Origin of the sequence: Sorangium sp. So ce185 (genome assembly GCF_051526825.1) — a bacterium.
Lineage (GTDB): Bacteria > Myxococcota_A > Polyangia > Polyangiales > Polyangiaceae > Sorangium > Sorangium cellulosum_D.
This window is the reverse complement of record NZ_CP150316.1, coordinates 2078277-2097443: the sequence shown is the minus strand read 5'-3', so window position 1 is coordinate 2097443 and position 19167 is coordinate 2078277. Positions and strand designations below refer to the sequence as shown.

The 19167-nt window shown below is 72.2% G+C and carries 13 protein-coding genes; 7 read left to right on the top strand and 6 right to left on the bottom strand.

Translation table 11 applies throughout. The features are described 5' to 3' along the window. Positions 1–16 precede the first annotated feature (16 nt). Complete coding sequence (locus WMF26_RS07655; RefSeq protein ID WP_437999782.1) at positions 17–622, top strand: hypothetical protein; 606 nt, start codon at positions 17–19, stop codon at positions 620–622. A 40-nt stretch (positions 623–662) separates the two neighbouring features. On the opposite strand, the gene WMF26_RS07650 is transcribed toward WMF26_RS07655, so the two are convergent. Together WMF26_RS07650 and WMF26_RS07645 are read right to left on the bottom strand one after the other, a co-directional pair. After that, a complete protein-coding gene (locus WMF26_RS07650; protein WP_437999781.1) occupies positions 663–1544 on the bottom strand; it encodes a Uma2 family endonuclease in 882 nt (293 codons plus the stop codon). A 1061-nt stretch (positions 1545–2605) separates the two neighbouring features. After that, on the bottom strand, positions 2606–3796 hold the full coding sequence (locus WMF26_RS07645) for a hypothetical protein (RefSeq protein ID WP_437999780.1): 1191 nt from the start codon (positions 3794–3796) through the stop codon (positions 2606–2608). Positions 3797–4126: 330 nt separating this feature from the next. Between WMF26_RS07645 and WMF26_RS07640 the strand changes: the two genes are divergently transcribed. The 5 genes from WMF26_RS07640 to WMF26_RS07620 all read left to right on the top strand — a co-directional run bounded on the left by WMF26_RS07640 (position 4127) and on the right by WMF26_RS07620 (position 13850). Then, positions 4127–5221, top strand: a complete 1095-nt coding sequence (locus tag WMF26_RS07640; RefSeq protein WP_437999779.1) for a DUF1566 domain-containing protein — start codon at positions 4127–4129, stop codon at positions 5219–5221. 140 nt (positions 5222–5361) lie between these two features. Then, complete coding sequence (locus WMF26_RS07635) at positions 5362–7782, top strand: type VI secretion system Vgr family protein (protein ID WP_437945445.1); 2421 nt, start codon at positions 5362–5364, stop codon at positions 7780–7782. A gap of 60 nt (positions 7783–7842) precedes the next feature. Continuing rightward, positions 7843–8853, top strand: a complete 1011-nt coding sequence (locus WMF26_RS07630) for a DUF2169 domain-containing protein (RefSeq protein ID WP_437999778.1) — start codon at positions 7843–7845, stop codon at positions 8851–8853. A gap of 18 nt (positions 8854–8871) precedes the next feature. After that, entirely contained in the window at positions 8872–13038 is a 4167-nt protein-coding gene (locus tag WMF26_RS07625) for a DUF6531 domain-containing protein (protein ID WP_437999777.1), read from the top strand. A gap of 50 nt (positions 13039–13088) precedes the next feature. Next, positions 13089–13850 carry a hypothetical protein gene (locus WMF26_RS07620; protein WP_437999776.1) on the top strand — a complete coding sequence of 254 codons (762 nt, stop codon included), beginning with the start codon at positions 13089–13091 and terminating at the stop codon, positions 13848–13850. 55 nt (positions 13851–13905) lie between these two features. Here WMF26_RS07620 and WMF26_RS07615 read toward each other — a convergent pair whose 3' ends face one another. Beyond that, the gene (locus WMF26_RS07615) at positions 13906–15069 is read right to left on the bottom strand and encodes a DUF2169 domain-containing protein (RefSeq protein WP_437999775.1); all 1164 of its coding nucleotides are present in this window, start codon (positions 15067–15069) and stop codon (positions 13906–13908) included. A gap of 122 nt (positions 15070–15191) precedes the next feature. On the opposite strand from WMF26_RS07615, the gene WMF26_RS07610 reads away from it, so the two are divergent. Then, positions 15192–15857: a hypothetical protein gene (locus WMF26_RS07610; RefSeq protein WP_437999774.1), complete on the top strand. Its 666-nt coding sequence runs from the start codon at positions 15192–15194 to the stop codon at positions 15855–15857. A 23-nt stretch (positions 15858–15880) separates the two neighbouring features. Here the strand turns inward: WMF26_RS07610 and WMF26_RS07605 are convergent, their stop codons facing one another. The 3 genes from WMF26_RS07605 to WMF26_RS07595 form a co-directional block, all read right to left on the bottom strand. Then, a complete protein-coding gene (locus WMF26_RS07605) occupies positions 15881–18022 on the bottom strand; it encodes a DUF2169 domain-containing protein (protein WP_437999773.1) in 2142 nt (713 codons plus the stop codon). Between the two features lie 65 nt (positions 18023–18087). Then, positions 18088–18651 (bottom strand): Uma2 family endonuclease, encoded by a 564-nt coding sequence (locus WMF26_RS07600; protein ID WP_020733487.1) that lies wholly within the window; start codon positions 18649–18651, stop codon positions 18088–18090. A gap of 35 nt (positions 18652–18686) precedes the next feature. Continuing rightward, positions 18687–19109, bottom strand: coding sequence for a VOC family protein (locus WMF26_RS07595; protein WP_061623374.1), 423 nt, complete (start codon positions 19107–19109; stop codon positions 18687–18689). Between the last annotated feature and the right edge of the window lie 58 nt (positions 19110–19167).

Below are 19167 nucleotides of genomic sequence, written 5' to 3'. Positions count from 1 at the left end.
GCCGACGGGCGAACCCATGGACCTGTCGCTGATCGACGATATGGAGGACGGCGACGGCACCATCATCCCCATCGACGATGCCGAGAACCCCCGGCGAGGGGCCTGGTTCGTGGGAAGCGACGGACTCGGCACGCAAGAGCCCGGAAGGAACGAGACGTTCTTCATGACGTCTATCGAACCACCGCGCGGCAGCAGCCTGTCCGCCGCGTATTCCGAGGCGGACGACAAGTTCACCGACTGGGGAGCCCTCTTCGGCTTTCGTCTGAACAGCAATGAGACGGAGACCAACCCGGGCGTCCACGACGCCTCCGAGTTCCGTGGCATCACCTTCTTCGCCCGTGCTGACAGCGGCTCCTCGACGAAGGTGCTCGTGGACGTCGTCGACGTGCAGACCTGGAACAAAGGCGGCGTCTGCACCAAGTGCGACGACCATTTCACCAAGATAGTCACGGTGACGCCTTGCTGGACTCAGTACAAGGTAGCCTTCTCCGAGCTCAAGCAGTCAGGATGGGGCCAGGCGTTCGCGGCGGTCGATCTGACGAAGGTCTGGGGCATCCAGTTTCGCTTCGGAGCGCGCAGCCCCTACAAACTCTGGATCGACGACGTGGCGTTCTACAGATAGGAGCGGAGCGGAACGGCCCGGGGTTCGGCCTGGTTCGTCGTCACGGCCAGCGGCGATCGCGCTTCAGGTGCTCGCGCAGCGCGCCTAGCGCGGCCTCGTCCATCGCGCCGAGCGACGCCTCGCGATCCGGGGAGAGCGTGATGCCGAGCAGCTCACACAGGTCTCGCACGGCGGCGCGCAGGCCCTGCCTGCGCCCCTCGTCCAGCACCGCGTCGAGACCGTCGTACCCCTTGCGCTGCAGCAGGTTGCGCAGGGTCGCCTCGTGCGCGGCGCGCCGGTCGTAGAGCGCCTCGACCGGAACCGCGTTCCGGAGCACCCCGGGCGCCTCGAGCGTCTCGCCGGCAACCGCGACGCGCGCCGGCTGCCGCACCTGCGGCCAGGCGCGCGCTGCCGCTCGCGCGGCGGGCGCCAGCGGAGGCGTCGCGCGAGCCGGGAGCGGCGCTGGCGCCGCATGCGTCGCGGATGCCGGCGCGTTTGGCTCGGGTGCGTCGGGCGCCGCCTCATGCACCTCGACCCGCCGCGTCCCGTGCAGCCGCACCACCCAGACCCAGCGCGTCCCTGCCGCCAGCAGCTCCTCGATCTTGCGCTGCAGCTCCGCCTCGTCCTGGCCCGTGTCCGCGTACTCGACCGCGAGCGGCGGCGCCGCCGTCGCCCACCCGGGCTCGTCGGGGATGCTCCCCACCACGATGTCCGGCGCTCGCAGCATCTCCGGCCTCGGCGAGATGCCGATGTCCACGCCGGCGGCCTCGACCGCTGGATCCGTGTCCAGCACCTCGCCGCCCACCAGGTTGCTCCGACCGCCGCGCCGCCCGGTCGGCAGGCACTCGACGAGGCGTCCCTCGGACAGCTCGTACGGATCGCCAGGGCGGAGCTGGTCGGCGGTCGCGGGGGAACGGGGCGGCGCGCTCACGGGATGTTTCATACCTCCTTGTTCCGGGGAGGCGCACGCGATGATGTCGGTTTTTCGATCCGGCGGGAGCACTTCCGGCGCGGAGCAGCGTTGGACGAGCCGTGGAGAAAGCTACCGAGGAATCGTCACGCCCACCAGGGCGCGCAGCGTCGTTGCAACGGCGGAGAGCGGGATCCCCGAGAGCGAGACCTTGTCGCGGGCGACCTGGGCCTCGACGTCGGGGCGGCGACGTCGCGGAGGGCGACGGTGGCGGGCGGCTCGCCGGCCCCGTCGGAAGGGCTGTGCGAGCGCTCGCGCTCGACCGCAGCTCGTGATGCAGAAGCCGGCTCGCCCGTCGACACGACGCTCGCACGCCGCTGGACGCGAGGATGCGTATTACGCGTCACCTCCGTCCATCGTGCGAAAATCGGCGAGGATTCGCCCGCACACTGGGCAGGGATCCCACCATTCCTTCTGGCTCGCGCTCTCAGGTTCGACGACTGATCTACCGGCCATGACGAAGCCCGAGTTACCTCCGTTGAGGCTCATTACCGCCGGGCCCTTGAGATTGGCTGCCTTTCTCGAAGTCTACTTGCCAGAGGGGTGGAAACTATCCCCGGAGCTCTCGCTGACCGGGCTCGCAGCCGCTCTCGGGGTCCTCGTCGCAGTCGCCGCGGTCCTCCTCGCATGCCGGCGGCTGGCAGACGCCGGCATGGCAGCTCGGCGTGCCGCCGACGGCCGAACAGACGACATCGCACGCGCCGCAGTGCTCCGCGTCCGTCCTTGTGTCGACGCTTGTGTCGACGCACACGCCGCCGCCCGGGCCCCCGTCGCCGCTCCCGCCGCTCCCGACACTGGACGTGGATGTTTGTCCCCCGTCGCCGATCCGGGGCCGCCGTACGCGTCCCATTCTGCGCCGGTGATCTGCGCACATCCGGCGGCCACAGAGGCCGCAAAGCCTACCAGAGTCACCGTCGCACGCGAAGCCACCGAGCTTCTGTGGGCCATGGGACACAAGCCTCCAGCACGAGCAATTCGTCGTCAAGAATCAAGCCACGGAAACCCGGAACACCTCATCTGGACACGACGCTGCCCTAGCGCCTCGATGAGGCATAAAGCCTCTGCTGCCGGTCCACCGGATCCAGATCGGACGCGACGTAGAGCGTGCACTCGTCTGGCGAGAGCGACGGCGTCATGACGGCGATCTCCGGCTTGAGGTTCGCCAGCAGCATCCTGGCATTCTCCCCGCTCAGAGGCAGCCCGTCGGCTCCGAGCCGCACGTAGAAGCTCCGCAGCACCGACGCCTCCGCGCAATCGCCCCGCGCGTTGTAGGGCGCCTGGAAGAAGAGCAGCCTCCCATCCGGCGTCACCCAGGGCGCCAGGTCGTCGCCCTGCGCCGGGCACCGGCCGGGCAGGACGATGTCGAGCTCCTGCGCCTCCGCGTCCTCGGCGAGCATCGTGAGGAGCCGACTCGTGATCTGCCCGCCCTCCTGGCGCTTGTTCATGAACCAGTACCGGTAGGGCCAAGCGCCGTGGGCCACCGCCACCGAGTGGCTCCCCCCGTCCAGGTTGAGCGCGTCGAACGTCTCCGCCTGGGTCGCCTCGAGCTCGTCCGCGACGAACAGCAACGGCAGGCTGCCCGGCCCCGTGAGGAGGCGATCGAAGAGCAGCGAGCCCTCGGGGAAGTCCGCGCGCGGCGAGCGCGCGTCGACGGGCAGGAGGAGCGGGCCCGATTCCGGCTGCGGCGAATTGACCGCAGCGCTCGCGATCACCTCGCCCGCCGTCCAGGGCCGCCCCGTCGCCGTGGCGATCTGCGTGTCGCTCGATCCGAACGTGGCCACGTAGACGAGCCGCTGCGTCGCCGCGCCCTCGCCCTCGCCGGGCTCCTCGCGCACGCGCGGGAACGCGGGCTTCGATCCCTCGACCTCGATCGCCGTCGGCGCGCCGAACGACAGCACGCCGCCGCGGTCGGCGCAGCGCACGCACGTCTCGCTGGGCGTGCAGAACTCCCCCGCCTTGCACGCCGCGCAGCCGCCCTCGCCTCCCCCGCCCGACACCGCTGTCGACGACGCGCCACCCCCGGAGCCGCCGTCGCCCGGCGCGCCTGCGGCTCCGCCACCGCCGCCGGTCCCCACCATGCCTCCGGTGTTGTCTCCGCCGCCCCCGCGTCTCGCGTACCCGTCCCAGTCTGCACCGATGACCTGCGCGCAACCCACGGCCGCGGAGACCGCAAGCCCGACCAACACCACCGTTGCCCACGCGTCCGTCATCGTCTCGCCAGCCATGGCGCCGGAGCCTCCGGCACCGACGCTCCCGCGGCAAGAAAGTCGACGCCTTGACCGCCGCCGGCTGGCCAGAGCTACGATGGACGCCTCACCGTCGCCAGGCGCGCAGGGGGGCGCCGCACTGCTCGATGTTGAGCAACTGGCCCGGGCGGCCTTGGTCGATCGCGCAGCGATGGACCAGAATCATCGCGGCAGCGTCAGCGTGGGTTGTACACAGTCACCACTCGTGCCCGCTCACGGCGGCCCCATCCCGCTTCTTGACGCCAGGTGCGCATGGGGTTGACGCTCCACGGGATGTCGAGGGGCATGGTTGCGAGGACGTGTGCGGCGATGACTCTGGTCGGGCTGGCGGCCTTCGCCGTCCTCGGGTGCGCGCAGATCATCGACGCGCGCTGGGATGAGTACGCGACCGGAGAAGACGCCGGCGGCACGACTGGGACGAGCGTCAGCAACGGTGCCGCGGGCGCGCAGGGCGATGGAGGATCGGGAGGCGGAGGCTCCGATGGCGCCGGGGGAGGAGCCGGCGGAGGGACGCCCACGGTGCCGGTGACGTGGCCGGACTCGCCGACGAGACGCTGCTCCGACGGGACGATCGTGCTCGAGGCGTGCCCGGGGCCGTCGGAGCCCGTCTTCGGACAGGACGGCAACTACGAGATCGCCGTCCCCTCCTACACGGAAGACGACGGCACCGTGAAAGACTCGGTGACCGGGCTCACGTGGGAAAAGGTGACGGAGAGCGGGATGTTCACGCTGCAGGGCGCGCTGGAGCACTGCGCGGCGCGCAGCGCCGATCAGCTCGGCGGCATCGCGAAGTGGCGCCTGCCGACGCGGCGCGAGCTCGTCTCCATCCTGGATTTCGGCCACACCACCGCGTTTCCAGACATCTTCTTCACGAGCCCCCAGGACAGCTTCTACTGGTCCGCGACCGACGTCGCCGACGACGACGGCTATGCGTGGGGCGTGCTCGCCGCCGACGCGTCCGTGGGGTTCTTCCGGAAGGACATGTCCGGCGCGCGAGCGCTGTGCGTGGGGGGCGAGGGCGGAGTGGAGTCGCCCGATCTGTCGTTCGGCGAGGAGTGGGTGCTCGATGGGCGGACGGGGCTCGTCTGGGAGCGTCACGCCTCCCTGACCCGCTTCATCTGGAACGGCGCGCTCGCCCACTGCGAGGAGCTCACCCTCGCGGGCAAGGAGGACTGGCGGCTGCCGAGCGCGAAGGAGCTGCTCTCGATCGTCGACGATCGACGCTCCGGGCCGGCGCTCGACCCGGAGGCCTTCTTGGGCGCGCCGTCCGACGCCTTCTGGTCGTCGACGCCCGCCATCGGCAGCGCCGACAAGGCGATCCTCGTCAACTTCACGATCGGCACATCGCAGGACCACTCGGTCCGCGATCGGCGGCTCACGCGCTGCGTCCGCTCCGACGGGTGAACGCCGATCGCGCCGCACGCGGCGCGCCGCGCTCGGGCCGACCTCGGCCCGGCGAGCGGCAACGCCGTGACTTTGCCCCCAGTTCCAGCCGGCGCCCGGACAGGTTAGGGTGACCCCACCTTCAACGGGAGGTCCGCGCCGTGAACGACGTCGATTTCGCCTTCGCCTGGGAGGGCGCCTCGGAAGCAGCTGGGCCCTGGCGACACCTGCAGGTCGTCGAGCTCCGCGGCAGCGAGGCGATCTCGAGCCTGTACCGCTACGAGCTCACGCTCGCCGCCCACGAGCCGGCCCCGGTCGTGGACCCCGAAGAGCTCATCGGGGCCCGGGCGACCCTGCGCCTCACCACGCACTCCGAGCCGGCCTACCGCGTGGTGCACGGCATCATCACCGAGGCGGAAGAGCTCGCGCCGATCTACGACGGCATGCTCTACCGCGTGGTGCTCTCGCCGCCGCTCGCGCGCTCGATGCACCGCACCCGCTGCCGGATCTTCCTCGAGAAGACGACGCGCCAGATCATCGACGCCGTGCTCCAGGGAGACTCGTCGCTGCACCGCGACGACGGCGCCTCGATCGAGCCCGACGGGGGCGACGCGGTCACGTTCCAGACGGCGCGGGAGCTCTATGCATGGCGGGTGACCGACCCCGCCCGCATCGACGACGTGGCCACGCGGCCCTACTGCGTGCAGTACAACGAGAGCGACCTCGCGTTCGTGTCGCGCCTCCTCGAGGAAGAGGGCATCAGCTACCACTTCGAGCACGGCGACAAGACGTGCCTCCTCGTCCTCGCCGACGCCGACGGCGGCCGGGCGCGCCTCGCCCCCTTCGCCCCGCTCGGCCCGGGGGTGCTCGGCCGCGAGATCGCCACGATGAAGCTCGGGGCGCGCCTCCGGCCCAAGAAGGTGTCGCTCGTCGACTACAACTGGAAGAAGCCCGCGCTCGACATGGCCGTCACCACGACGGCCCAGGAGGACGGCGAGGCGCTCGTCGACCACGAGTACCCGGGGCGCTACCCGGACACGCCCGACCAGGGGCGGCCGCTCGCCCAGGCGAAGCTCGATCGGCTGACCGTGGAGGCGAGCTACGCCGTCGGCGAGGGCACGGCGCGGATGCTCGGCGCAGGCAGCGTGTTCGCGCTGGACCACCCGATGGCGCGGTACGACGGGGAGTACCTGGTGACCCGCGTCGAGTCGCGCGGCGAGCAGCAAGGCACGCTGCCGCCGGAGCTCTCGGGGCGCTTCGCGCTGCAGGGCGTGCCGTTCACGGCGCGGTTCGAGTGCGCGCGGCGCGGCAAGAACGGGAGCGTCGCCGAGTCGCGCTTCCGGCCGGCGCGCGTCACGCCGAAGCCGCGCGTGCAGGGGACGCAGACGGCGTTCGTCACCGCGGAGCCGAGCGCGAAGGGCGCGGAGATCCACGTGGGCGGCCCGCCCGGCGCGGAGATCGGCTGCGTGCGGGTCAAGTTCCACTGGGACCAGGACGCCGAGCGGCTCGCGAAGGAGCCGTCCTCGTGCTGGGTGCGCGTGAACCAGGTGTTCGCCGGCGTCGGCGAGGGCGCGGTGTTCCACCCGCGCGTCGGCGTGGAGGTGATCGTCGACTTCGAGGAGGGCGACCCGGACCGGCCGATCGTCGTGGGCCGCGTCTACAACGGCCAGAACCGCCCGCCGGGCGGCGCGCCGACCGTGAGCACCTTCAAGACGATGACGAGCCCCGGCGGCGGCACCCACAACGAGCTGCGCTTCGACGACACCGCCGGCAGCCAGCAGATCCTGCTGCACACGCCGATGAACTGGAACAGCGAGGTCGGCAACGACCGGAGCGAGCAGGTGGCGGCGAACAGCGGCTCGTCCGTGGGCAGCAACCGCAACGAGTCGACCGGCGCGAACCGCAGCACCATGGTCGGCGGGAACAACTCGGAGCTCATCGGCGCGAACGAGTCGACCACCGTCGGCGCGAATCAGAACGTGACCATCGGCGCGAACCAGACGGTCTCCGTCGCGGCGAACCAGACCCTCACCGTCACCGGCAACCAGAGCGCGAGCATCACGGGGAACCAGGAAGAGAAGGTCACCGGCAACCGCTCCGGCGACGTCACCGGCAACGACACGCTCACGGTCACCGGGACCCGGAGCGTGACCGTGACCGGGGCGCAGACGACGTCGTACCTGGCCACCCACGAGGTGAGCGTCGCCGCGAGCCAGAAGATCAACGTCGGCGGCGAGCAGACCGTGGCGGCGACCGGGCCTCAGGGGCTGAAGTCCTCGGCGAGCCAGAAGATCGAGGCGCCGTCGCAGGAGATCAAGGCCGACGGGGTGCAGGCGCTCAAGTCGACGACCCTCGCCGTGAACGCGTCGAGCACGATGAAGGTCGACACGTCGCTCTTCGACGTGAACGGCTCGACGCTGGAGCTGAAGGGCGGCCAGATCCTGATCAAGGGCGGCCAGGTGGTCATCGAGGACGGCGAGATCGCCATCAAGGGCGGCAAGGTCACCGTGAACGGCTCGCCGATCGAGATGGACGGGGGCGGGATGGTCCAGGTGACGGCAGGGCTCATCAAGCTGAACTGACGGAACTGACGGGACTGACGGAACTACGGAACTACGGAACTGACGAGATCGACGGCCGCGATGCGCTTCTCGAACGACACGCCGCTGCCCGCGGCGATGCTCCCGAACGCGGAGCAGGACGACCGGGTGACGGCGATCTTCCTGGCCACGATCACGTACCGGATCGCCGGCGGCCGGCTCGCCCTCGCGCCCGCCCAGCGGCCGCTCCTGCTCGACCCGTCGCTTCCGTACCCGCACGACGGGATGCTCCAGAAGAGCGTCGCGTCGGTGTGCGCGACGGGGTTCGTCTACCCGAGGGAGGGGCGCGCGCGCGAGGCCACCGCGGTGCTGCGGGTGGGCGATCGCGACGCGGCGATCGTGGCGTACGGGCAGCGCGTGTGGCGGCGCTCGGTCGGCGGAGGGCTCGCGCCGAGCGCGCCGCTCGCGTTCGAGCGGGTCGAGATGAGCTGGCGCAACGCCTACGGCGGCGTCGTGCAGGAGCCGGCGCGGGTGGTGTCGCTCGGCGACGACGACGGCGGCGGCGAGGCGTTCGTCCCGGAGCACGAGAGCGGGTATCCGCACAACTTCGAGGGCAAGGGGTTCATCACCGACGCGGCGCGCGCGCAGGACCAGCCGCTGCCGCAGCTGGAGCACCCGGAGCAGCTCATCCGGCGCTGGAACGACCGCCCCGAGCCGGTCTGCTTCGCCCCCTACCCGCTCTGGGGCGGCCTGCGCGCGGCGCACGTGTGGCACGACCAGCAGTTCGACCAGAGCGGCGCGAGCAAGCTGGCGAGCCGAGCGGCGCCGCGGACGACGTTCGACGCGATCGCTCCCGGGACGCGGATCGCGCTCGGCGGGATGCGGCCCGGCGGGGAGGCGCTGGTGTTCGAGGCGCCGGCGCCGCCCGTCGCGGTGACGGTGGCCGTGGGCGGCGCGTCCGAGCGGCTCGTGCCGGCGCTCGACGCGGTCGACATCGACGCCGAGGCCGCCGAGGTGCGGCTGCTCTGGCGCGCCAGCGTGAGCTACGGCCTGGTGCAGCTGGAGCACCGGCGCGCGCGGCTCGAGGCGACCGAGGCCTTCCCGCGCGGGTGAGGCAGGAGAGGGGCGAACGTGGCGCACAACTTCCACGACATCAATGGCTGGCTGATCGTGGGCCTGGAGATGCACCAGGGGTTCCACATCTTCCCGCCGGCGCCGATGAAGTTCTTGAAGCTCGTGCTCCTGCACCCCTTCACGCTGGGGGACAAGCAGAAGCCGACGGTGCTGTTCAACGGCGTGCCCTCGGTGGCGCACCAGCACGAGCCCAAGTTCCTCTGGCCGCACCTCGGGATCGTCCCGGATCCGCTGGACGCGTTGACGCCGCTCCACATCCTGTTCGGCTCGCACAAGTGCTGGCTGCCGCGGGGCGCGGTGGAGATCTGCGGGGAGAAGGCGACCTGCTGCGTGATCGGCGGGCCGGTGTCGCTCAACGCGGACTGCTGGGACATCGGCCGGTGGCCGACCTCGCTGGTGCTCAACCCGGGGACGGTGCAGACGACGCCGACCTTCGGGGACTTCGCGATGGGGGCGGTGACGCTGGCGATCGACCTGGTGCTCGACCTGCTGTTCGAGGGGGCGGCCAAGATCGCGGGCGGGCTGCTGCTGAAATTCGGCGGCAAGGTGCTGAAGCCGCTGCTCAAGAAGGGGAAGGACCTCGTCGGCAAGGGGCTGCGGGCGGCGACCAAGCAGATGGGGAAGGCGGGGAAGGCCCTCGGGAAGGGGGCGCGCGCGCTCAAGGGCAAGGCGGCGTCGGCCTTGAAAAACCTGAAGTGCCGCGTCACCGGTCACCCGGTCGATACGACGTCTGGCCGGGTGATCGACGCCAAGCTGGACATCAAGCTTCCCGGCGCGATTCCGCTCGCGTGGGAGCGCCGTTACGCGTCCGACAGGGCGCTCGAGCGGACCTCCCTCGGGCGCGGGGGTTGGACGCACAGCTTCGAGCAGTGGATCGAGCGGACCGAAGACAGCCTCATCCTCCGCGACGAGGAGGGCCGCGACGTCTATTTTCGGCTGCAGGCGCCCGGATCGAGCGCGTTCCACCGGCCGGACCGGCTCACGCTCACCGCGCTCGAGGACGGCGGGTTCACCGTGTACAGCCACGAGACCCGGCTGACGCGCCGCTTCGCACCGGCGGAATCAGGAGAGAAGGCGCTCCTTCGCTCGATCAGCGACGCCCATGGCAACACCATCGCGCTCGAGTACACGGGGAGCCGGCTCCAGCGGATCGTCGACACCGCGGGCCGAGAGATCCGGGTCAAGCTAACCCACGGCGCCCGCATCGCGCGCCTGGAGGTGTGGGCAGGCGGTCGCCTCGAGCAGTGGGTCGATTATGCCTACTCCAAGATGGGTGAGCTCGCGAGCGCCACCGACGCGATCGGCCACGCGGAGCGCTACGAGTACGATGAAGACCACCGGATGGTCAAGACCACGCTGAAGAACGGCGTGAGCTTCTATTACGCTTACGATGAAGAGACCGGCCGATGCACGAGGACCTGGGGGGACGGCGGGCTGCACACGGTCGCCATCGAGGCCGATCTGGAGAGGCGGATCACCCGCCTCAGCGGTAATGACGAGCCTCGGCTGCTCTACTGGAACGAAGACGGGCTTGTCGTCCGGGAGGAGACGCCCGACGGGCTACTCCTCCGCGCGTGGGAGTATGACGAGGATCAGTACATCGCCGCCGAGATCAACGGGGCTGGAGAGGCGACGCGGTTCGAGTACGACGCGCAGGGCAACAAGACCCGACAGATCGACCCTGCGGGGAACGTCACGCAATGGCAGTACCAGGACGACCTGCCCGTACTGCACGTCGGGCCCGACGGGCTCGCGACACGATACCGGTACGACAGGAAGGGATCGCTCGTCGAGATCACCTACCCGTCCGAGCTCCGGTACGCGCTGGCTTACGACGGCCGTGGCCACCTGCGCGCCATCGCGCAAGGGCAGCGTAACCTGGTTGAGTATGCTTACGATATCCGCCACGACCTCGTCGAGGAGATCAACGCCTATGGCGGGAAGACGCGCTACGAGCACGACGCGCTCGGTCGCCCGACGCGCAGCGTGGATCCGCTGGGCCGGAGCACCCGGGTCCAGTACGATCGCCTCGGACAGCCGGTCATGGTCATGCGACCCGATGGCACGGCGAGGCACGCGGCTTACGATCCGCTGGGCAACCTGAGCAGGAGCATGGACGCGCTCGGGCGCGTCGTGGAGATGGAGCACGCCGGCACCGGCGTGCTCACCAAGATCACGCAACCCGACGGGAGCACGTGGAGGTTCGCCTACAGCGCAGGCGAGTCGCTGCGCAGGATCGTGAATCCGAAGGGGGAGATCTACGATCTCGCTTATGACGAGGCAGGCCGCCTGACGCGCGAGGCGGCGTTCGACGGGCGCGCGCTCTCCTACCGCTACTCGACGGCCGGACGCCTGGAGCGGGTGAGCTATCCGGACGGCAGCTTCCGCGCTTTCTCGTACGATGCGCTCGGCGGCCTCGTCGTCGAGCAATCCACGGACGGTCCTGTCACGTACCAGCGCGACCGGTTGGGGCGCCTGCTGGGCGCGGTGCTGGAGCAAGACGGGCAGACCGTGGTGACGCGCCTGGAGCGCGATCGCCTCGGGCGCGTGGTCGCCGAGACGCAGGGGGAGCGCCGGATCGGGTATCACCTCGACGCCTCTGGCAGGCGCGTCGCGCGCATCATGCCGACGGGAGAGGCGACACGGTATGCGTACGACGCGCTCGGGCGGCTGTCTGCCGTCGAGCACGCCGGGCGCAGGATCGCCTTCGAGCGCGATGCAGTAGGGCGCGAGATCGCGCGAGGTGAGCTGGGGGGTCGCTTCTCGCTCCGAAGCGAATACGACGCGATGGACCGGATCGTCGAGCAACGGCTCGATCTGCGCTCACCCGGCGCCGAGGCGGCCACGATGGCGATGCGGCGGCTCTGGCAATATGACGCGCTCGGGCGGGTGCAGCTGGTCAATGACGCTCGGTGGGGAGCCACCGCGTATCGCCACGGATCCATCGACGAGCTGATCGAGGCGCGCAGCGCGCGAGGCCGCGAGGTCTTCACCTACGATGCGGTCGGCGCCGTCCAGAAGGTCTTGCGGGCGCTGGAGGCCGGCGAGGCCGATGAGGCGGATCCGCCCTGGGAGATCGCTCGCGGCGACACGGTGCAACGCACCGATCGCGCCGAATACGCCTACGACGGGCGGTCTCGCAGGATCGCACGGACCGAGACCGCCGGCGAGGCTCAGGACGAGCGCGCGCGGACGGAGTACCGCTGGGACTGCCGCGATCGGCTGCGCGAGATCAGGTTGCCTTCGGGAAAGAGCATCTCGTTCACCTACGATGCCTTCGGACGGCGGGTGCGCAAGGAGGTCCGCGCCGACGACCCCCGTGAGAGCCATGTGGTCGAGTTCCTGTGGGACGGTGACGCGCTGGCCGCGGATATCCGCAGCGACGGCGGCTACCGCTGCTTCGTCCACGAGCCCGACTCGCTCGTGCCGCTCCTGCAAGCCGAGCAGGGCGAGGTCTTCGTCTACGTGACCGACCACGTGGGCACGCCGAGGGAGCTCATCGATGCGGAGGGCAGGGTGGCGTGGTCCGCGGCCCACTCCGCCTGGGGGTCCGTGGCCGCGATCCACCAGGCGCCGGAGCGCCGGCGCCCGGTGGAGTCTCCGTTCCGGCTGCTCGGACAGTACGCGGACGAGGAGACGGGGCTCTGCGTCACGAGGTTCCGTTACTTCGACGCCGAGCTGGCCCGGTGGCTGAGCCCGGATCCGCTGGGGTTCGCCAGCGGGGGATCGCTCTTCGCCTTCAACGCTTCCCCGGTCACGACCGTCGATCCGCTGGGTCTCAAGCTCTGCGATGGCACGATCTACCGCGCGCTGAGCGCCGACGATTACGACGCGTTCTTGCGTGGAGAGCGGATCATGCCAAAGGGCAGCGGAGGTTCCATCGGCGATCATGTGGCCGGGAAGCCGACGAAGTACATCTCGGCGTCCGAGACGCCGGCCGGGACCAGCCATTATCAAGGGGGCAGCCCCGTGCTGGTCGAGATCGACGTCAAGGCGCTCAGGGAGACCGGCAGCACTGTCGTCGACCACAACAACGTGCTCCAGGCGGTCAAGCGAGAGGGGACCGCGCTCGACCTGAGGAACGCGATCAAGGCAGAGGAGGTCCTCATCAAGGGCGGTATCGACCCGTCGGCCATCAAGGTGATCAAGAAATTCTGGGACTGAGCGGCCGCCGTCGCGCGGCAGCGCGCCGCTTGCTGCAGGAGGGCGGAACGATGAAATTCGTGCTTCGATCGCTGGACCGGTTCGGTGCCCCGAGGTGGGAGCGGCTCAGCCGGAGCGACGCGGCGGTGCTCGTCGGCTACTGGTACGGGAGAGGCGCGGCGGCGGAGCGGCCGCTCGAACGGTTGACGTGCGCTCGAGGCATGATGATGACGCTGTTCTGCGCTGGCGCACCGTGGGACGAGATCGCGAAAGCAGCGGACGGATACGTCAATGAGGCCCTCGCCGCCCCGCGCGACGCAGAGAGCACAATCATGCGGGCGATCCATCTTACCGAGTGCATGCAAATCCAGCTCGTCTTCCCGGACGACGCCGCGAGGCGAGCGCGGCTCATCGAGGCGGGGTCTGCGTTGCTCGCCGAGCAATCCGGGACACGCGGGGTCCCGGGACACGCGGAGACGCTCGCCGATCTGAAGCTCCACTTGGCTGCGGTGGACGAGCGCCGGGAGGCGCTGCCCGCCCTCGAAGGGCTGGAGTTAGGGTGCTACTCGCTGCTCGAACCGGTGCATCGCGCCGACGGCGCCGCCTTCGCTGAAGCCATCGATGCGATCGTGAGGGGCGCGAGGGACCGGGGCACGCGCTGCGCGCGCCCGGACAGCGCCCTGTTCGTGCAGCGGATCCAGGGCTTCGAGGATGTCGGCTCAGGCTTTCTGTACGGCGGATCGCGCCGGATCGGCGCGGTCTTCGGCCTCCGGGTGCCGGAGCCGCCCCCTGACACCTTGCCCTTCTATCCGCCGGACGCGCGCAGCGGGTGAGGCGGGGCGAGGGGGCCGCGGGCGACAGCAGGATCCCCCCCGGCGGCCCGCGCGATCACCACCGCCCCCACGTCACCCCGAGCTTCGTCTCCGCGAGCTGCTCCTCCGCGATCGGCGCGAGGAGCCGGACCGCCCCGCACCACGTCAGCGACACCGTCCGCCGCTCCCCGTCGATGCGGACGGTCTGCAGCACCGCCTCCGGCGTGAAGATCTTCGGCGCTCCCGGCGGCCGCACCGACAGGCCCGGCGCCTCCCCGGGGAGCGCGAACTGCACCTCCGGCTGCCCCTGCACCAGGTACTTCAGGATCACGAGCTCGTCGCCCCGCAGCCGCTCGGTCGCCAGCCCCGGCGCCGCGCCCTGCACGAACCGCGGCAGCACCTCGTTCTTCCGGAACGGCCCCCCGAGGTCCGCCCCGTCCGCGAACGCCATCTCCCGGATCGGCTTCGCCGGCGGATCGTGCTCCAGGAAGGCGCCGAGCCCCCGCATGATCCGCGGGTACCAGGTGTGCGCCACCCAGCCGAGCCCGCCGGAGGCCGGCGCGTCGAGCCAGGCGCGCGGCGCCTGCACGAAGAAGCGCGACGCCGCGAGCGGATCCCCCGGGTCCTCGATCTGCGGCAGGAGCTCGCCGTCGGCCCGGTCCCGGTCCACGTCGAGGAAATACCCCCGCCCGACCTTGTTCCGCGGGTAGGCGAAGACGCCCTCCTCGCGCGGCGAGGGCTCGACCCGCCGCCCCTTGCGGCGCTCGGGCGGGTCGAGCTCGTCGTGGGCGTACGCGTCGTAGCCGCCGTAGGCCAGGTCCCACGACAGCGGCACGCTCTCGAACGGCGCCGGATCCGGGAAGCGCACCTGCCCCTCGAGCGAGACCTCCACCCGGCGCTCGCCGAGCACCCGAAGCACGCGCGCGCTCCGCCCCGCGGCCACGCCGACCATGAGCTCGCGCACCTTGCCCGGCGCGTGCGCCCGGCCGGTCACCACCACGTCGGTGGCCGGCTTCGGCGGGAACAGGTCCATGTCGTCGCGCAGCGTGCGGTAGCGGTCGTGCGGGTCGGTCTCGATGTCGGGGTCGATGACGACCGGCGCCTGCTCGTCCGCGAGCGTCACCCGGCCGCCCGCGAAGGAGTAGGTGCGCTTGGCCACGCAGACCATCCACACCTTGCCGTCGTGGCTCTTCGCGCACCGCACGGTCTGGGTCACACGCGGGGAGGCCTCTGCGCTCATCGGGCTCCTTGCAGGGTCGCGTCCGACGGGTATCTCCGCCCACGCGCGCACGCAAGGGCGAGGTCCGGCGCGCGCTCGCGGCTCACCGCGCGCGGCGCCCGCCCCTGCGCTACGATGCGGCCGTGACGGACGCGCCCGCCCCTCTCCCCCCGCAGCCTCCCTCGCCGCAGGATCCTGCGCCGGAGGGTCCTCTGCCGCAGGCCGGCGCCCTCGCGCCCGCGCCCGGCGCGGAGCTCGCGCCGCCCGCTCGGGTGGTGCCCCTCGCCTCGGGGCGCTCCATCGAGATCGCCGAGGAGGGCGCCGGCGAGCGGATCCAGATCCGCGCCGCGGCCGGGCAGATCCTTGTCTCCATCCGGATGACCGACGACGGGCCGGTGCTGTCGCTCGCGGGCGCGTCGCTGGAGATCGCCGCCGCGAAGACGCTCTCGCTCTCGTGCGACACGCTGCAGATCCAGGCGGCGCAGGACGCCGCCATCGAGGTGGGCGGGAGCCTGCACGAGCGGGTGCGCGGCAGCGCGGTGCGCGAGGCCGGCCGGAGCGCGCGCACCACGGCGCGCGAGGTGAAGGTCGAGGCGTCGCCCGGCGGCGTGGAGATCCGGGCCAACGACGACGTCGACATCGTCGGCGAGCGGGTGCGGCTCAACTCCGAGGATCCGCCGATGCCGCTGTCCTGGGAGGAGTTCCGCGCGCGCCAGGCGCTCGCCGGCGGCCCCGGTCAGCCCGCCGCGCTGGCCGCCGGAGAGGCGGCGCCGCGCGCGCCGGACGACCGCTCCCGCCCCGGGGGGTGAGCCCGGGGGGGTGAGCGCCGGGCTCACTCGGCCCGCAGCTTGTCCAGGAGCGCCATCAGCTCGGCGGAGAGCGCCATGTTGCCCGCGGCCTTCTTCGTCCACACCCGCACGATCGGCATCAGCGCCGCCCGCTGGATGGCGAGCGCGTCGAGGACCTCGCCGGCCGCGCCGCGCTCCAGCCCCACCGCGATCCGGGCGTACTCCTCCAGGGCGATCGGGCCGCGGAACGCCTCCACGGCCGCCACGTAGGCGGCGTCGTGCGCGGCGCGCAGCCGGCCGCCGGCGCGCGCGTCCTTGTCCAGGAGGGCCCGGAAGCGGCGCTCCACCGCGTCCCAGGCGCGCTCGCCGAGCCCGTGCGCGCGCAGCACCTCCGGCCGCGGCGCGCGCCGCTCGGCGATCTCGGCGGAGATCGCCGCGAAGCGCTCCACCGGCACGTCCTCCGGTCGCACGGCCGGCTCCGGCGCGGGCGCGGGCGCGGGCGCGGCGAGCGGCGACGGGGGCTCCTTCGCGGGGCCGGTCGCCGAGCTCGGCGGCGCGGAGGGCGGCGGTGCGTTCGCCTGCGCCGCGGCCGGAGGCGGCAGCGAGCTCGACAGCCGTTGACCGAAGAGCGGGGGCGGAGGCGGCGGCGGCGCGCTCGGCAGCCGCTGATCGAAGAGCGGGGGCGCAGGCGGCGCGCTCGGCAGCGGCTGACCGAAGAGCGGGGGCGCAGGCGGCGGCGCGATGCCCGGGTCGGGGACAGGCGCCGCCGCGGCGCGCGCTGCCTGGAAAGGCAGCGGCTCCGCGGGCACAGGCACGAGGCCCGCGCTCAGGGTGCCCGGCGTCAGCGTGCGCGGCGCCAGGGTGTCCGCCCCCTCCTCGAGGGCGCTGGCCGCGGCGCTCGGCCGCGGCGCGGCGGGCGCCGGCGGGAGCGGCGCCGACGGCCGGTCGCTCGGCGCCGCCCCGGAGGGCCGCGCGGGCGCGCCGCTCCCCTCCCCGGCCGAGCCCTGCGCCGCCGGCGCGAAGGGCAGCGCCGACGGCGAAACGAACGGCAGCACGCCGGAGGAGCCCGCCGCGCTCAGATCCGGCACGAGCGTGCTCACCATCGCCGCCGGCAGAGCTCCGCCCGCCGCCCCGGGCGCGGGCGCGCCGGCGTCGCCCCGCTCCGGCGCGCTGGCGGCGACCGCCGGCATCAGCGTCTCCGCCAGCTCCGCCTCGGCCTCCGGCCGCTCCGCGGTCACCACCACCGTCACGTCCTCGGCCGCGTGCCGCAGCGGCACCGCCCCGCGCCACGTCAGCGTGCAGATCCCGCGATCCGCGTCGATCCACAGCGTGTCGCAGCGCAGCCGCATCTCCTGCGGCGCGGCGTCGCCGCGGAGCAGCGACGCGCGCGGGATCACGCCCTCCAGCACGGTCGCGAGCTCGGGGTGCTGCGGGTGCAGGTGCGCGAGGACGAGCCGCTCGCCCGCGGGCAACTGGTCGAGCTGCTGGTCGGGCGGCGCCGCGTTGAAGTAGCCGGGATCGATGTCCTCCGGCAGCGGCCGCTCCGCCCAGGCGTCGTGGCCGAACGTGACGGCGTGCCGGCGCAGCCTCGCGGCCCGCTCGGGCCACGACGGCGCGATCGGCCCGAAGCCCGCGGGCGGCAGCGGCTCCGCCGGGCCGCGGAGCTCGGCGCCGGGCGGCAGGAGGCTCGGCGCCGGCCGGAGCCCGCGCGCGTCGGGCGCCGCGTTCGCGGGGATGCCCACCGGGTTCCAGCCGTCGCGCCCGCGCGCCGCGCGCTCCCACCGGAGCGACGCCCTGTCGAACGGCGCGGCCGCCGTGAGCTGCCCGCCCGCCGTCCACGCGCGCTGGCCGTGCACCTCGATCCGCTTGTCGATCGCGCCGATCGCGAGCCGCGCCACGAGCGAGGCCGCGGGCTCGCCGTGGGGCGCGTGGGCGTGGCCGACCACGAGCACGTCCACGCGGCGCTTGAACGGCGCGAGATCGCTCGCGGCCCACAGGCTCGCCCGGGGGTCGTCGCCCCACGGGACGTCCGCCTCCCACGGCGCCTCCTGCGCGGGCGCGAGGCGCGAGCGCCCCGGCTCGAGCGCGAAGGTCGCCTTGCAGACCACGGTGAGCGCGAAGGCCTCGGGGCGAGGCCGCCAGACGAGGGACGCGACGCGGAGCGGGCAGGTCGAGGAGACGCGCACGCCGGAAGCTTATCGCTCCCGGGCGGCCCGTGACGGCGCGCGATGCGCCCGGCGCCGCGCCGGCGCTACTCCTGCCAGAGGACGCCGAGCTCGATCTCCACGGCGTCGAACGGCGCCGCGCGCACGGTGACGTCGCCCTCCCACGCGCCCATGCGCGCGAACCGCCCACCGTCGATGCGGAAGACCTCGAGGCTCCGGAGCCGCGGATCGATGAGCCAGTAGTGCGTCACCAGCTCGCGCGCGTAGATCTCCATCTTGTCGCGGCGGTCGACCGCCTCGGTGGACGGCGAGATCACCTCGCACACCCAGTCGGGCGCGAGGAAGATGGCCGCGTTCCGCATCGGGATCTGCGGCATCCGGTCGCGGCGCCACGCGGCGATGTCGGGGATCACGATGTCCGGATCGGTGCCGAGGTGCAGCTCGGGCTCGACCAGGAGCGCCCACCGGCCGGGCCCCTTGATGCCCCGGCGAAACGGGAGGTAGAGCTCGCCGGCCAGGACCGACGTGACGTTGCGGCAGGACAGGGACGGCCGCGGCGTCGCGTGGAGGACGCCGTTCAGGATCTCCGCCACCTGATTGGGGGGCGTGTCAAGGACATCCTGGTACGTGGCGCGACGACCGTCGGACATGGTCGGAACTTAGCACGCACGCCGCGCGCAGCGGCTCACGTCGCGAAGATCTGACGCGCGTCCTGGAACGACTTGAACTCGAGCGCGTGGCCGCTCGGGTCGACGACGAAGAGCGTCGCCTGCTCCCCCGGCTCGCCGACGAAGCGGATGTGCGGCTCGATCAGGAACGCGACCCCGAGCCCGCGCAGCCGCTCGACCAGCGCGTGCCAGGCGCGCCACTCGAGGATGGCGCCGAAGTGGCGCACCGGCACGTCCTTGCCGTCGACCGGGTTCGTGGGGAGCACGGCGCCGGGCTCATCGACGAGGTGGGCCGAGATCTGGTGGCCGAAGAAGTCGAAATCGATCCACCGGTCGGCCTCGCGGCCGACGCGGCATCCGAGCACGTCGACGTAGAAGCGGCGGGTCGCCTCGAGGTCCGAGACCGGGAAGGCGAGGTGGAACGGCGGGGCCTGCGTCATCGAGGTCCTCCCTTTGCGGCGCCCGCCATCGTAGGGGAGGCGGCGGCCTCGGGACAGG